Genomic DNA, 15,567 nt, shown 5'->3' with positions numbered 1-15,567 from the left:
CGCGTCCGTTGCGCCAGCGCACCGTGACGGCGGGCGCGGCAGATGTTTATCTGGCGCGATTCTTTTCCTCAATCCACTGCGCCATGTATTGCGTGCTCTTCAGGGTGTGGTGACGCAGCATGCTGCCGGTGAAGTTGTCCCGTCGCCGTTGCGTCAGGTGCTGCCGGCAATCATTGATCCGCTCGATCAGCGCGGCGGCGTGTGCCGTGCGTTGATAACGCTCCACCAGCAATGTTTGCCCTCGGGCCTGGGCCTCATTCCAGTGCGATGGCTCCTTGTAGAGCCGCACGGCCTGTTCGGCGATGCCTTCGGCGGTGTGGGCAATTGCGCCCGGCCAGGCATGCTTGCCGTGCATGGCTTCGGCGCCGACCGGCGTGGTCACGCTGGGCGTGCCGCAAAGCATCGCGTCCACCAGTTTGCCCTTGATGCCCGCGCCGAAACGCAGGGGCGCCAGGCATATCCGCGCATCGGACATCACCTGCAGGGCATCTTCGGCCCAGTTCATCACATGAAAACCCTGCGCCGCATTATGCAGAGCCGTCGCTTTGGGCGGGGTGTAAGCACCGTAGACATGCAGTTGCGCGGTCGGCAGTCGGGCGCGGATCAGCGGCCAGATTGTGTTTTTCATCCAGAGCACCGCATCCCAGTTCGGCGCGTGGCGGAAGTTGCCGATGCTCAGGAAATGCGCGCGGTCTTCGAAGGGCTTCGGCGACGCGATCGGCGCGTCGACCATTAGCGGGCACCAGTGTAAAAGGTCGCGCGGGAGATGGAATTGCTCGACCAGCAAGTCGATTTCCACCTGGGAAATCATCAGGTTCAAGTCGCAGCGATATAGCGCGGCGATTTCGCGTCGGGCCAGGTCTGTGTCGGCCATCAATTCGAATTCTTCGCGCAGGGCCGGGGCGAACAGGCGGGTGAAATCGTTGGCGTCGTCGCTGGCCTTCAGGCGTTCCTTGAGCCGCGCATGCCGCGCGTGCCGCAGGCTTTGCAGGTCGGAAGTTTCGAGGATGCGCAGGGCGTCGGGGCAGTGTTTCTCGACGCGCCAGCCAAACTGCTCTTCCATCATGAACTGGTCGAACAGCACGATATCCGGCGCCAGTTCGCTCACGAACGTGTCGAAACTGCTGCTGTTGAGTTCGATCGGCACTTCGCGGATGCCCAGCTCGGTGAGGTCGGCCTTGTGCTCGCCAGGGCCGGCCGGGCTGCTGAAGGTGATGTCCCAACCCTGGGCCAGGAAGGCTTCGAGGATTTGCATGACATGCCCGCTGGCTGCTGAGGAGCGTGGTTCCGGCCAGACATAACCGATGACCAGGACAGACGTGGGGCGGGGGTGACTCATGAACGGGACTTCCTGAAGCTGGGAGAAACGAGGGGGCGCTATTAAACCATAGCCCGCCGGGTTTGCTCCCCGCTGCAAAGTCGCCCTGCGACGGCAGGTCTTACTGGCCGAGGATGCCTTTGACCTTGTCGCGCAATTGATCGATGGAAAACGGCTTGCCGATCACATGCATGTCCGCCGGGACTTCAATGGTTTCGGCGTAGCCGCTGGCAAACAGGATCGGCAGGTCCGGGCGCAGGACCCGCGCTTCGGTGGCCAGTTGGCGGCCATCCATGATCGGCAGGCCGACGTCGGTCATCATCAGGTCGATGTGCTGGTTGACGTCCTTGAGCGTTTCCAGGGCCTGTTCGCTGCCGTCAGCCTCCAGCACGTTGAAGTCCAGTTCCTCCAGCACATCGACGATCAGCATGCGCACGATGGCATCGTCTTCTACAACCAGGATGGTGGAGGTGTGGGTGGGCATGGTGGCAGCTCTCGGTAAGGGAATTGAAGATGGCGCCGGTCGATCGAAATTGCCGGTCTCTTGCATGAGTAAGTGGCGGATGGCCACAAGTTCCCGGATGGATACAAAAAAGAATACGACGCCAGGGGCCGGCAAGGATAACCGGTGGTACGCAACGTGATGCAGGCAAATGTAGGAAAATGGTGCTAAATCTGTGAGAAAAATGGATCCATGTCGCCGTTTTGGGGCAAACTCCGTGGTTTTCGACAGTTCGACAAGGCTGCCCCATGTCCTCTCCGTCTTCGGTTGATGAGCAACGGTTTCGCAAACTTCTGAGCCGCAACGTCAGTCTGCCCCTGGGCGTCGGCGCCATCAGTGCCGTGTTCTTCGTCTCGCTGATCACCTATCTGTTGTCGGTGATCCAGTGGGTCGAGCACACCGACCGGGTGATCAATAACGCCAATGAAGCGGTGAAGCTCACCGTCGACCTGGAAACCGGCATGCGCGGTTTCCTGCTCAGCGGCGACGAACACTTTCTCGACCCCTACGAGACGGCCAAGCCACGCATCACCGTGGCCCTCAATACTTTGCTCGAACTGACGGCCGACAACCCGGTGCAGACCGATCGCCTGCGCCGCCTGCAAGCCTTGCAGGACGAATGGGCAACCTATGCGCAATCGATGATCGATTTGCAGCGCGCCAGCGGCGACTACCGGGCGGCAGTCAAGGCCGGGCGGGGCAAGCGCCTGACTGACGAGATCCGCAAGCAGTTCGAGGACGTGATCGACACCGAGCAGACCTTGCGCACGACCCGCAACGAGGATGTGCGCCGCACCACTATCTGGAGCATCAGCCTGTACCTGCTGTTCATTGCCGGTATCAGCGGCTTGCTGGCCTACATCGGCCGTCGCGATCTGCTCAATCTCTCCCAGAACTACGGCGCGAACCTCGCCGCGCAGGAAGCCAGCGCCCATCGCCTGGAGCAACAGGCCTGGCTGCGTACCGGCCAGACTGAACTGGCCGAACAGGTGCTGGGGCAACTGACCCTGAACCTGCTGGGGCGCAACATTCTGCAATTCTGTGCCCATTACCTGGGTACTGCGGTGGCGGCACTGTATGTGCGCGAGGATCACGGCGGCCTGAAACGGGTGGCGACTTACGGCTTCTCACGCGAGCAGGAACAACAGGAACAATCGATCTACAGCGGCGAGGGTATCGTCGGTCAGGTCGTGCAACAGGCGCGGTTGATCCGTCTCGACTCGGTGCCCGCCGATTACTTCAAGGTCAGCTCGGGACTCGGCGAAGGCCTGCCGCACAGCGTTCTGGTGGTGCCGACCAGCGATGACGACCGAATCAACGGCGTGATCGAACTGGGTTTCCTGCGCCCGCTCACCGACCGCGACATCGAGTTGCTGGAGCTGATTGCCGGCAACATCGGTACGTCCATCGAGGCGGCCCGCTATCGTCAGCGCCTTCAGGAAGTGCTGGCTGAAACCCAGCAGCTCAACGAAGAGCTGCAAGTGCAGCAGGAAGAACTGAAGACCGCCAACGAGGAACTGGAAGAGCAATCGCGGATTCTCAAGGAGTCCCAGGCGCATCTGGAAACCCAGCAAGTCGAGCTGGAGCAGACCAACGAACAACTCGCCGAGCAGGCGCAGACCCTGGCCGAGCAGCGCGACGCCATGGATCAGAAGAACACCGAGCTCAATCAGGCCCAGGCGCAACTGGAAGAGCGCGCCGAAGAGTTGCAGCGCTCCAGCAAGTACAAATCCGAATTCCTCGCCAACATGTCCCACGAACTGCGCACGCCGCTGAACAGTTCGCTGATTCTCGCCAAATTGCTGGCGGAGAACCCCCAGGACAATCTCAGCGCCGAACAGGTCAAGTTCGCCGAGTCGATCTATTCCGCCGGCAACGATCTGCTCAACCTGATCAACGATATTCTCGACATCTCCAAGGTCGAGGCGGGCAAGCTGGAAGTGATTGCCGAGAACACCAGCGTCGCGCGTCTGGCCGATGGCCTGCGCGGGGTGTTCGAGCCGTTGGCGGCGGACAAGCAACTGACCTTCACCGTCGATTTGCAGCCTGATGCGCCAATCACCCTGTTCACCGACCGGCAGCGGTTGGAGCAGGTGATCAAGAATCTGCTGTCCAACGCGGTGAAGTTCACCGAGCACGGCACGGTCAGCCTGACCATCGCCGGACAGCCACACGAGCGCATCGCGTTTATCGTGCGCGACTCGGGGATCGGCATCGCGGCGGATCAGCAGGAAAGCATTTTCGAAGCCTTCCGCCAGGCCGATGGCACCACCAACCGCAAATACGGCGGCACCGGGCTGGGCCTGTCGATTTCCCGGGATCTGGCGGCGCTGCTGGGCGGTTCGATCAGCGTCAGCAGCGCGCCGGGGCAGGGCAGCGTGTTCACCCTGGTACTGCCGCAGCAGTACAGCGAGCCGGGTGACACGCCGGTCGCACCGCTGACCTTCAGCCCGGCGGAAGCCAAACCGGTGGTGGTCGCCGCTGCGCCGGTTTCGCCACTGCCGGACGTCGACATCCCGCGTTTCAATGACGACCGCGCCAGAGCGCCGTTCGACAGCCGTTGCATCCTGGTGGTGGAGGACGAGCCGAACTTCGCTCACATCCTTTATGACCTGGCCCATGAACTGGGTTACCAGTGCCTGGTCGCCCACGGCGCGGATGAAGGGTATGACTTGGCGAAAGAGTTTGTGCCGGACGCGATCCTGCTGGACATGCGCCTGCCGGACCATTCCGGGCTGACTGTGCTGCAACGCCTGAAGGAACACGCCGAGACCCGGCACATTCCGGTGCATGTGATTTCCGTCGAGGATCGCGTCGAAGCGGCCATGCACATGGGCGCCATCGGTTACGCGGTCAAACCGACCACCCGCGAGGAACTCAAGGATGTGTTCGCCCGCCTCGAAGCCAAGCTGACCCAGAAGGTCAAGCGGGTGCTGCTGGTCGAGGACGACGACTTGCAGCGCGAAAGCATCGCGCGGCTGATCGGCGACGAGGACATCGAAATCACCGCCGTCGGCCTGGCACAAGATGCCCTGGAACTGCTGCGCACCACGATGTTCGATTGCATGGTCATCGATCTCAAGCTGCCGGACATGCTCGGCAACGACCTGCTCAAGCGCATGTCCACCGAGGACATCTGCTCGTTCCCGCCGGTGATCGTTTACACCGGGCGCAACCTGACCCGCGACGAAGAGGCCGACCTGCGCAAGTATTCGCGCTCGATCATCATCAAGGGCGCGCGCTCGCCAGAGCGGTTGCTCGATGAGGTCACACTCTTTCTGCACAAAGTCGAATCGCAGTTGTCCCATGAACGGCAGAAGATGCTCAAGACCGCCCGCAGCCGCGACAAGGTCTTCGAAGGTCGCAAAGTGCTGCTGGTGGACGATGATGTACGCAACATCTTCGCCCTGACCAGTGCCCTGGAAACCAAAGGCGCAGTCGTGGTGATCGGCCGTAACGGCCGTGAGGCGATTGAAAGATTGAATGAAGTCGAGGACATCGACCTGGTGCTGATGGACGTGATGATGCCGGAGATGGATGGTTATGAAGCCACCATCGAGATCCGCAAGGACCCGCGCTGGCGCAAGCTGCCGATCATCGCGGTGACGGCCAAGGCCATGAAGGACGATCAGGAGCGCTGCCTGCAGGCCGGCGCCAATGATTACCTGGCCAAGCCCATCGACCTGGATCGCCTGTTCTCGCTGATTCGTGTGTGGTTACCGAAGATGGAACGGATTTAGTGGAACCCAATACCGAAATCGAATTGCGCTTGTTGATCGAGGCCATTTACCTCAAGTACAGCTACGACTTTCGCGATTACTCCGGCGCGTCGATCAAGCGTCGGGTGCAACATGCGTTGAGCCAGTTCGAATGCGCGACCATTTCGGCATTGCAGGAAAAGGTCCTGCATGACCCGACCGCGTTCATGCAGTTGCTGCAATTGTTGACGATCCCGGTCAGCGAGATGTTTCGCGACCCTTCGCACTTCCTGGCCATCCGCCAGGAAGTGGTGCCGCTGCTCAAGACGTATCCGTCGATCAAGATCTGGATCGCCGGTTGCAGCACCGGCGAAGAGGTCTACTCGATGGCGATTCTGTTGCGCGAGGAAGGCCTGCTCGACCGCACGATCATCTACGCCACCGACATCAACCCACGCTCGCTGGAGAAGGCCAAGCAGGGGATTTTCTCGATGGAGAACGTTCGCGCCTACACCGCCAATTACCAGCAGGCCGGCGGCCAGCGTTCGTTTGCCGACTACTACACTGCAGCCTACGGCTACGCGATTTTCGACAAGAGCCTGTGCGAGAACGTGACGTTCGCCGATCATAGCCTGGCGACCGATAGCGTATTCTCCGAAACTCAATTAATTTCATGCCGTAACGTGTTGATTTATTTCAATAAAAAATTACAGGATCGGGCGTTCGGATTGTTTCATGAGTCGTTGTGCCATCGTGGCTTTCTGGTGCTGGGCAGCAAGGAAACCCTGGATTTTTCCAGCTATGCCAGCCAGTTCGTACCGCTGGTCAAACAAGAACGGATCTATCGCAAATCATGAACGGCGCAGTGGATTTGCCTCGGGTCGAGGCGATTGTGGTGGGGGCTTCCGCCGGTGGCGTCGAGGCCTTGCTGACGTTGCTCAGTCCGCTGCGAGAAGGTTTCCTGCTGCCGATCATCGTCGTGCTGCATTTGCCGGATGAGCGTCGCAGCCAATTGGCCGAGGTGTTTACCCGGCGCCTGGCGCTGCCGGTGGTCGAGGCGGTCGACAAACAGGACATCAGCGCTGGTACGGTGTACTTCGCCACACCGGGCTATCACCTGTCGGTGGAGCAGGATCGCAGCCTGTCGCTGAGCCTTGAAGATCGCCTGCATCATTCCCGTCCTTCGATCGATTACCTGTTCGAGTCCGCCGCCGATGTCTATGGCCCGGCGCTGGCCGCCGTGCTGCTGACCGGCGCCAATCACGACGGCGCCCGAGGCCTGGCGCAGGTCAAACGACTGGGTGGGCTGACCATCGTCCAGGACCCCGCCGATGCCCAGGTTTCGACCATGCCGACGGCGGCCCTGAAGATGCATCAACCGGATCACATTCTTCCCATTCACGGCATCGGCCGTCTGCTTGTCGAGCTGGAACGAATCGCATGCTGAGTAATATCCAAGCCAAACTGCTGATCGTCGACGATCTGCCCGAGAACCTGCTGGCCCTCGAAGCGCTGATCAAGCGTGAGGACCGCACGGTCTACAAGGCGCTGTCGGCGGACGAAGCGCTCTCGCTGCTGCTGCAACACGAATTCGCCATGGCCATTCTCGATGTGCAGATGCCCGGCATGAACGGCTTCGAACTGGCCGAGTTGATGCGCGGCACCGAGAAAACCAAGAACATTCCGATCATTTTCGTCAGCGCCGCCGGCCGTGAGCTGAACTACGCGTTCAAGGGCTACGAAAGCGGCGCGGTGGATTTCCTGCACAAACCGCTGGATATCCATGCGGTGAAAAGCAAGGTCAACGTCTTTGTCGACCTGTATCGCCAGAGCAAGGCCATGAAACAGCAGGTCGAGGCCCTGGAGCAGAGTCGCCGCGAGCAGGAAGCGCTGCTGCAGAAGTTACAGAGCACTCAACTTGAGCTGGAGCAGGCGGTGCGCATGCGCGACGATTTCATGTCGATCGTCGCCCATGAAGTGCGCACGCCGCTCAACGGCCTTATCCTCGAAACTCAGCTGCGCAAGATGCATCTGGCCCGGGACAACGCCGCGGCGTTCACCCTCGACAAAATGCAGGCCATGGTCGACCGCGACGAGCGGCAGATCAAAAGCCTGATTCGGCTGATCGAGGACATGCTCGATGTGTCGCGGATCCGCACCGGCAAGCTGTCGATCCGCCCGAGCCGTTTCGACCTGACGCAACTGGTGGAGCATCTGTTGCAGAATTTCGCGCAGCAGATCGAGGCCGCCGAAACCGAGGTCAGCTTCAGCGCGCCGGAGCCGGTATATGGGCATTGGGACGAGTTCCGCATTGAGCAGGTGGTGACTAACCTGTTGACCAACGCCCTGCGCTACGGCGGCAAGAGTCCGATCCAGGTGCGGGTGTATTGCGCAGGAGAGGAGGCGCGGGTCGAGGTCCAGGATCGTGGCATCGGCATCAGCGAGGAAAACCAGAAGCGTATTTTTCAACAGTTCGAACGGGTTTCCGCCAAGACGGTGGTCGCCGGACTCGGGCTGGGTCTGTTCATTTCCGAGCAGATCGTGGCCGCCCATGGCGGCTCCATCGTCGTCGAAAGCAGGATCAACGAGGGCGCCCTGTTTCGCGTTTGTCTGCCGCTCCAGGAAATCGGCGAAACAAACGCAACCTCTGATTGACCGCACGGTCGTATCAGCAGCTATTGACCGAACAAAGGCTTCCCATGAGCGTAGATGCACAAGATGTAGTACTCATCGTCGAGGACGAACCGGTTATCTTGATGGTGCTGGCGGATTTCCTGTCGGGGCAGGGATATCGCGTGCTGCAGGCGGAAAACGGTGAACAGGCTTTCGAGATTCTCGCCAGCAAGCCGCACCTGGACATGTTGATCACCGATTTTCGACTGCCTGGCGGCATCTCCGGCGTGCAGATCGCCGAACCCGCCGTCAAGTTGCGCCCCGACCTCAAAGTGATCTTCATCAGCGGCTATCCGCAGGAAATCCGCGAGACCGGCAGCCCGATCACCCGCAGGGCGCCGATTCTGGAAAAACCGTTCGATCTGGACGTGTTGCAGGAAAAGATTCAGGAACTGCTGGCGTGACTCACTGCCGTATCGATCCCACGAATAGCGTGGGATCGATACGTTACTTCAGGTTTTGATCATTTCCCGCACCTTGGCGGTCAGCAAATCGAAGGTGAACGGCTTGGTGATCATCTGCATCCCCGGATCGAGGAAGCCACCGCGTACCGCCGCGTGTTCGGCGTAACCGGTGATGAACAGCACTTTCAGCTCAGGCCGGTGTTGCCGGCCGATTTCCGCCAGTTGCCGCCCGTTCATTCCCGGCAGGCCGACGTCACTGATCAACAGGTCGATGCGCTGCGCTGACTCCAGTATCGGCACGGCGCCATCGGCGTCACTCGCTTCTACAAACGCATAACCCAACTCACTCAACACTGCGCTCACCAGCACCCGCACGGCCGGGTCGTCTTCGACGATCAACACGGTTTCGCCATCCAGTGCGTCGGGGCTTTGCTGGCTGTCGATAGGCGTGTCAGGCAGCTCTTCACCGCGAAAACGCGGCAAGTACAGTTTGACCGTGGTGCCCTGATCGATTTCGCTGTCGATCGACACATGCCCGCCGGACTGTTTGCTGAAACCGTAGATCATCGACAGGCCCAGGCCGGTGCCCTGGCCGATGGGTTTGGTGGTGAAAAACGGGTCGAACGCGCGGTTGATCACGCTCTGCGGCATGCCGCAACCGCTGTCGCTGACGCTGAGCACCACGTAGTCGCCAGGTTCGAGGTTGCTGTAGGCCTCGGTGAAGACTGGATCGAGTACCTGATTGGCAGTCGCCACTTTCAGCCTGCCGCCGTCGGGCATGGCGTCCCGGGCATTGATTACCAGGTTGAGCAGGGCGCTTTCCAGTTGATTGGGGTCTGCCTCGGCGACCCACAGATTGTCGTCCAGTTGCATGTCCAGCCGAATGCTTTCGTTGAGGCTGCGTTGCAGCAATTCACCCATCGACAGGACCAGGGTGTTCATCTGCACGGCTTTGGAGTCCAGCGACTGCCGGCGGGAAAACGCCAGCAAGCGATGGGTCAGGCCGGCGGCGCGGTTGGCTGAGGTCACGCCGAGATCGATCAGGCTGTCGAGGTCGTCGGTACGGCCACGGGCCAGGCGTCGACGCAACAGTTCGAGGCTGCCGATGATCCCGGTCAGCATGTTGTTGAAGTCGTGGGCGATACCGCCGGTGAGCTGACCGACCGCTTCCATTTTCTGCGACTGGCGCAGGGCTTCTTCGTTGTGCCGCAGTTGCGCGGTACGTTCTTCGACCTGTTGTTCGAGAGTTTCCAGCGTCGATTGCAGGCGCCGTTCGCTTTCGCTCAGGTCGATCAGCCGGTCGCGCGCTTCGTACTGCCGTCGTCGACCACGCAGGGCCGTCGACACCAGGCTGACGAGGGTTGCCGGGTGGAAAGGGCGCTCGAGAAAGGTCACGTTGCCCAAGGATTTGCTGAGTTTGGAAGAGGGACCTTGCTCGGTGCCGCCATGGTGGGTCAGCAACACAATCGGCAGATCCGACCACGCTGGTTGTTGTTCCAGGTACAGCAACAGGGTTTCCAGATCCGGACCGTTGAGCGCCTCCGCCGCGATCAGCAGCAGCCCCGCGCCGGGCGCGAGCTCATTGCACAGACCACCGAGGTCGCGGGTAATCACCCCGCCGTAGCCCGCTTCACCCAGAATCATCTGGGCAATCTGGCTGTCACGACCCAGGGGCGCGAGGATCAGTGCCCTTTCAGACAGCGGCACGCTGACACTCACAGGCCTTCGTCCTTGAGCAGCGGGCTGCTGGCACCGAGATAGGTCGGTACTCCGCGCAACACGCCCTGGAAGGTTTCCAGCGGTTCACCGATGGTCATGCCTTGCGCGGAAATGCGGTATTCGCGGATGGTCGATTCGTGGCTGCCGGTGCGCTTCTTGATGATCGAAATCGCCCGGCGCACTTTGCCCAGCGCCTCGAAGTAGCGCAGCAGAATCACCGTGTCGGCCAGATAAGTGATGTCGACCGGGGCCATCATGTCGCCGACCAGACCGTGCTGGGCGACCGTCATGAAGGTCGCAGCGCCCTTGCGATTGAGGTACAGCAGCAGTTCGTGCATGTGCAGCACCAGCGCGTTTTCCTCCGGCATGGCTGCCTGATAGCCGTTGAGACTGTCGATAACCACGGTCGAGATCTGCCCTTCGTCGACGGCACGCCGTACCCGGTGCGAGAACTCGCCGGGGGTCAGTTCCGCCGCGTCCACTTGTTCGATCAGCAGATTGCCGGTGTCGAGCAGGGCCTTGAGGTCGATGCCGATATTCTTCATGCGTTCGAACAGCAGCCCCAGTTCCTCGTCGAAGACGAACAACGCGGCTTTTTCCCCGCGCGCCACGGCGGCGGTGGCGAAAATCATCGAAATCAGCGATTTCCCGGTCCCCGCCGGGCCGAGAATCAATGTGCTGGAACCGGTCTCGATGCCGCCGCCCAGGAGGGCATCCATTTCCGCGATGCCGCTCTTCATCTGCACGCGCGCATATTCACCACGGTGTTCCGCCGCGATCAGTCGCGGGAACACCTGGACGCCACCTGCCAGGATGGTGAAGTCATGGTAGCCGCCACGATATTTCTGGCCGCGATACTTGATCACCCGGACTCGCCGACGCTCGGCGCCGTAATTCGGTGTCAGTTCTTCGAGGCGGATCACCCCATGGGCGACGCTGTGGACGGTCTTGTCCAGCAACTCGGTGGTCAGGTCGTCGAGCAGCAGGACGGTGGCTTCGTAGCGCGAGAAGTAATGCTTGATCGCCAGGATCTGTCGGCGGTAGCGCAGGGAGCTTTGCGCCAGCAGGCGAATTTCCGACAGGCTGTCGAGAATGACCCGGGTCGGCTTGAAACGCTCGACCACCTCGAAAATCTGTTTGGTCGCTTCGCCCAGTTCCAGGTCGGACGAATACAGCAGGCTTTGCTGATGTTCGGCGTCGAGCAGACTTTCCGGCGGCGTCAGCTCGAAGATCTCGATGTTGTTGTCCAGCTCCCAGCCGTGGGACGCCGCGCCCTGACGCAATTCGCGCTCGGTTTCCGACAGCGTGATGTACAGCGAGCGTTCGCCGGCTCGGGCGCCAGCCTGAAGGAATTGCAACGCGATGGTGGTTTTGCCGGTGCCGGGTTCGCCCTCCAGTAAAAACACATGACCGCGCGACAGGCCTCCGGCCAGAATGTCGTCCAGACCTTCGATGCCGGTACTGGCTTTTTCACTGTTGAACACATTGGATGTCGTCAAAAAATGGCCCTCTCATGACCAGGGAGTCGAGGCAACGGACGGCAAACGCTGAGTCGGGTTGCCTGTTCACTTGACCCTTGGCCGAGATGACGGTTCCGCTGTTTCTTCGCGGATGTGTCGGGAAGGCTGTCGAAAGTGCTCAAAGTCCCTGTTGCAGCGCCGGGTCGTCCGGATTCATTTGCTCAAGCTGGGCCAGGAGAATCTGCACGTTCTGCAACTGGCCGCTTTCCTTCCAGTAATTGATCAGCAGCACCCGCGCCTTGCGGTCAGCCGGATGGCGCTGGACGATTTCCTGCAACTGCTTCTGCGCCGCTTCCAGTTCCTCTGCATCGTGCAAGGTGGTGGCGAGGTCGTAGCGGTAATCCTTGTTGTCAGGCTCCAGCTCGACGGCTTTCGACAGGCCGAGCAGGGCGTATTCGCGCTGGTCATGGTGCAACAGCCAGAGACCGAGGGCATGTTGCAGATAGGCCGAGTCGGGCTGGGCCTTCAGTTGCTTGGCCAGTAACTGGCGGGCGGCATCGCTCTGACCCTGTCGGTCGAGCACATCGATCTGCATCACCAGCGCCGGCAGGTTGCCGGGCTCCAGACTCAGGGTTTGATCCAGCGCTTCCTGCGCCTGCTGGAACTCAGCATTATGCAGGTGCAATCGTGCCAGTTGGGCGAAGTTCGCCGCGCTGGGCGGCTGACTCTTCAACACTTGCTCCCAGCCGTCGATGGCTTGTTGCAGCGGCGCGAAATACAGCCCGAGCTCGTCAGGTGACAAGCCGAGCAGGGCATTGATGGCGGCAAACCGCACGCCCTGGTCCTCATCGTCGAGCAATGGCCCGAGCAACAGACTGCGCGGACCGCCCGGCACCAGTCCGACCACGCTCTTGATTGCCGCCAGTCGCACGTCGACCGCTTCGTTCTGCAGATCGGCGTCCGCCAGTTTCAGGGCCTGCGGACTCGGGTAGTTGGGCAATTCGGCGTGCAGCCAGACGCGGCGCTTGACCGACAGATCCGGACGGCCCAATTGCTGGTACAGCACCCGCGCCGCACCCGGCTGCCCGGCGCGAGTGGCGGACAAGGCTTCGCTGTAGCCATGCTTGATGGCTTCGGGCACCACCGGCGCGGTGCTGCGCAAGGACAACCAGGCAACGACGAGCACCAGCACGAGGCCAAGGCTGATAAGCAAGTAGCGGCGGGACTGAGGCATGCAAGTATCCGAAGCTGTCGAACTGAAGCAGAGCGGCAAGCTTCGACCAGCTCGCGCCATGAGTCAAACCCTGTGTCCGCCGAATGTGAATGGCGCCCCGATTTGGCGATTGGCGCGTTACAGAGCGTCGGCGTAGCGCCGAATCGCCCTACAACCTGCGTCGACCCACATAACCTGTCGGGGCTTCGAACCAGTGTCTACGCTTGCAGAAGTTGTTTCGATGAGTGTGCCCATGCAAGCCCTGTTCAATTACTTCAAAGCCGTGATCCATCCCGGTCAGGCAGTGCTGCTGTTTGCCCTGCGAACCATTGCCGCCGGACTGCTGACGCTGTATCTGGCATTCGTGTTCGATCTGGATCAGCCCAAGTGGTCAATCATGGCCGTGGTGATTGTCAGTCAGCCGCTGGCCGGGATGGCACTGGCGCGCAGCTTTGGCCAGATCATTGGCACCACGCTGGGCGCGGCGGTGGCGGTGCTGATCATGGCGATTTTTCCGCAGGCGCCGTTGCCGTTCATTGCCACCCTGGCCTTGTGGCTCGCGCTGTGTACCGCTGGTGGCACCCTGTTGCGCTACACCAGCTCCCAGGCGTTCGTGCTCAGCGGCTACACCGCCGTGGTCGTGGCGTTGCTGGCGATCCCGGATCAGGACGGTACATTTCTGCTGGCGGTGACGCGGGTCACCGAAACCCTGCTGGCGGTGGCGTGCGTCTGCGTCGTCAGCCTGCTGACCGCACGCCCGGAAGCGGTGGCGAAAGGTTACTTCGCCAAGGTCGATCAGGTCATCAAACTGGCCGCCACCCACGCCGCCGCCGTGATCCGCACCGAAGAAAGCGAGGTCGACTTTCAGCGTCGGCAAATGCAACTGCTCGGCGAAATCAGCGCCCTGGAAGGCCTGCGTCGGCATTTGTACTTCGATGCCCCGCGTTTGCGCAGTGCCAACAATCTGGTGCTGTTGCTGGGCAATCAATTGATGTTGCTGACCTCCCGGCTGACTGCCTTGCGCCATCAGCGGCAATTGCTGACCGAGCGCTGGAAGGGTGATTTGCCGCTGGACATCCAGCGTTTGCGCGCCGAGGAGCTGGCGTTCCTCGATCAACTGGCGCAACAGGGGCGGGCGTTATCGGCCGACGCGCGGCATCACTTCGTGACCCTGCAACAGCAATTCGACGAATTGGCCTACGAGGTCGAGCAACTGACCGAAGACATGAGTGCGACCTTGCGCTCGCTGGCGTGGGCCTTACGCTGGGAGCAGGCGCGCTTGCTGCAGCAGCTTGAGCAGATTCTGGAACTGAGCGATGCGATTCAGGAGGGCCGTGAGGCCAGTTGCATGTTTCGCGGCCAATCCAATCCGCTGCACCTGGACTTCACCCTGGCGACCATGAACGCGATTCGCGCCTTTACCGCACTGCTGGCGGCCGGGCTGATCTGGATCGAAACCGCCTGGGACGGCGCCCGGGGCGGGATGATCCTGGTGGGCATCCTTTGTTCGCTGATGGCGACGTTTCCCCGACCGCTCATGGCCGCGCAAAGTTACGCCCGGGGCCTGGGGGTGGCATTGGTGGTCTCGGCGTTCTATCAATTCATGCTGGTGCCGGCGATCAGCGACTTCGAGTTGCTGGCGTTGCTGCTCGCGCCGTTGCTCTATGTGATCGCGGTAGGCCTCGCCAGTCCGGCGACTGCCGGCATCGGCATGGGGCTGGGATTGACGAGTTTCCTGCTGCTCGGGCCCCAGAATGTCGGCACCGGCCAGAACAGCGCCATCCAATGGTTCGAATTCGCCGGGGCCTACATCAGCGCGGCGGTGCTGGCGCTGATCGTTTATGCCTGGATCTTCCCGTTCCGTCCGGTATTGCGGATTCGCCGCCTGTATAACGAGGCGCGCGAACAGGTGTACAGCCTGACGAAGACACCGGCGACCGATGAGCAGCAATTCGCCTTCGAGAGTCGCATGGTCGACCGCCTGACCACGATGCTCGGCCTGCTGCCGGCGGCCAATGACCGGGCGATGCAGCAATTGTACGAAGTCAGCCTCGGCTGTGTGGCACTGGGTGTGGCGATGCACCAGTTGCGTCAGCAGGTACAAAACAACAGGTTGCTCAGTGACACCTTCAGCCAGACGTTGTTGGCTGCCCTGCGTCAGACCGGACGCTTCGTCGCCGGTCGGCCCGATGCCCCATTGAGTCCACTGCTCGCCACGCTTCACGCCCTGGGTGATGAACTGGATGACTTGCATGTCGCCAGCCATGAGCACCTGTGGTCTGTGTTTCGCATGCGGGTTGCGTTGCTGATCGTGGTGTCGTTTCTCGAGCGCCACGGGGAGCATCTGCAACAGACCACCCCTGAAGGAGTGCCGGCCCTTGCCCATTGATTTCGAGATTGGCGGGGTTTACCTGCCGCCGATTGCCCAGGCCCTGTTGCTGGCCATTCCTGTTTTCATGTTGCTGGACTGGGGCTTGCGGCGTGTGGGACTGCTGCGTTTTGTCTGGCATGAAGCGCTGTTCGAGGGCGCCTTGTACGTCTGCGTGTGCGCCACGCTGATTTTGCTGATGGGAGCCTGAA

General features: G+C 61.1%; 12 protein-coding genes. 7 read left to right on the top strand and 5 right to left on the bottom strand.

Going from position 1 to position 15,567, the window contains the following annotated elements; all coding sequences use genetic code 11:
• Window positions 1-46: 46 nt before the first annotated feature.
• Together KVQ74_RS12075 and KVQ74_RS12070 are read right to left on the bottom strand one after the other, a co-directional pair.
• Entirely contained in the window at window positions 47-1,339 is a 1,293-nt protein-coding gene (locus tag KVQ74_RS12075) for a glycosyltransferase (RefSeq protein ID WP_217831302.1), read from the bottom strand.
• 100 nt (window positions 1,340-1,439) lie between these two features.
• Entirely contained in the window at window positions 1,440-1,802 is a 363-nt protein-coding gene (locus tag KVQ74_RS12070; RefSeq protein WP_217831301.1) for a response regulator, read from the bottom strand.
• A 266-nt stretch (window positions 1,803-2,068) separates the two neighbouring features.
• Between KVQ74_RS12070 and KVQ74_RS12065 the strand changes: the two genes are divergently transcribed.
• From KVQ74_RS12065 to KVQ74_RS12045, 5 genes are read left to right on the top strand one after another with little or no spacing between them, the layout of a single operon-like run.
• Window positions 2,069-5,560: a response regulator gene (locus KVQ74_RS12065; RefSeq protein ID WP_217831300.1), complete on the top strand. Its 3,492-nt coding sequence runs from the start codon at window positions 2,069-2,071 to the stop codon at window positions 5,558-5,560.
• The gene (locus KVQ74_RS12060) at window positions 5,560-6,375 is read left to right on the top strand and encodes a CheR family methyltransferase (protein WP_217831299.1); all 816 of its coding nucleotides are present in this window, start codon (window positions 5,560-5,562) and stop codon (window positions 6,373-6,375) included. Before KVQ74_RS12065 ends, KVQ74_RS12060 begins: the two co-directional genes overlap by 1 nt.
• Window positions 6,372-6,965 carry a chemotaxis protein CheB gene (locus tag KVQ74_RS12055; RefSeq protein ID WP_217831298.1) on the top strand — a complete coding sequence of 198 codons (594 nt, stop codon included), beginning with the start codon at window positions 6,372-6,374 and terminating at the stop codon, window positions 6,963-6,965. Before KVQ74_RS12060 ends, KVQ74_RS12055 begins: the two co-directional genes overlap by 4 nt.
• Window positions 6,959-8,173, top strand: coding sequence for a hybrid sensor histidine kinase/response regulator (locus tag KVQ74_RS12050; RefSeq protein WP_217831297.1), 1,215 nt, complete (start codon window positions 6,959-6,961; stop codon window positions 8,171-8,173). The genes KVQ74_RS12055 and KVQ74_RS12050 overlap by 7 nt, the downstream gene beginning before the upstream one ends.
• A gap of 44 nt (window positions 8,174-8,217) precedes the next feature.
• Window positions 8,218-8,595 (top strand): response regulator, encoded by a 378-nt coding sequence (locus KVQ74_RS12045; RefSeq protein WP_217831296.1) that lies wholly within the window; start codon window positions 8,218-8,220, stop codon window positions 8,593-8,595.
• A gap of 48 nt (window positions 8,596-8,643) precedes the next feature.
• Here KVQ74_RS12045 and KVQ74_RS12040 read toward each other — a convergent pair whose 3' ends face one another.
• The 3 genes from KVQ74_RS12040 to KVQ74_RS12030 form a co-directional block, all read right to left on the bottom strand.
• Complete coding sequence (locus KVQ74_RS12040) at window positions 8,644-10,314, bottom strand: ATP-binding protein (protein ID WP_217831295.1); 1,671 nt, start codon at window positions 10,312-10,314, stop codon at window positions 8,644-8,646.
• Window positions 10,311-11,813 (bottom strand): ATPase domain-containing protein, encoded by a 1,503-nt coding sequence (locus KVQ74_RS12035; protein WP_217831294.1) that lies wholly within the window; start codon window positions 11,811-11,813, stop codon window positions 10,311-10,313. Before KVQ74_RS12035 ends, KVQ74_RS12040 begins: the two co-directional genes overlap by 4 nt.
• Window positions 11,814-11,952: 139 nt before the next feature.
• On the bottom strand, window positions 11,953-13,008 hold the full coding sequence (locus KVQ74_RS12030) for a tetratricopeptide repeat protein (protein ID WP_217831293.1): 1,056 nt from the start codon (window positions 13,006-13,008) through the stop codon (window positions 11,953-11,955).
• A gap of 232 nt (window positions 13,009-13,240) precedes the next feature.
• Here KVQ74_RS12030 and KVQ74_RS12025 point away from each other — a divergent pair, with 232 nt between their 5' ends.
• Both KVQ74_RS12025 and KVQ74_RS12020 read left to right on the top strand, forming a co-directional pair.
• A complete protein-coding gene (locus tag KVQ74_RS12025; protein ID WP_217831292.1) occupies window positions 13,241-15,376 on the top strand; it encodes an FUSC family protein in 2,136 nt (711 codons plus the stop codon).
• Window positions 15,366-15,566, top strand: coding sequence for a DUF1656 domain-containing protein (locus KVQ74_RS12020; protein ID WP_217831291.1), 201 nt, complete (start codon window positions 15,366-15,368; stop codon window positions 15,564-15,566). Before KVQ74_RS12025 ends, KVQ74_RS12020 begins: the two co-directional genes overlap by 11 nt.
• Window position 15,567: the final 1 nt, after the last annotated feature.

The sequence above is a fragment of the Pseudomonas botevensis genome (assembly GCF_019145475.1).
Taxonomy (GTDB): domain Bacteria; phylum Pseudomonadota; class Gammaproteobacteria; order Pseudomonadales; family Pseudomonadaceae; genus Aquipseudomonas; species Aquipseudomonas botevensis.
The sequence above is the reverse complement of the archived record's forward strand: the minus strand, read 5'-3'. Positions and strand labels throughout refer to the sequence as shown.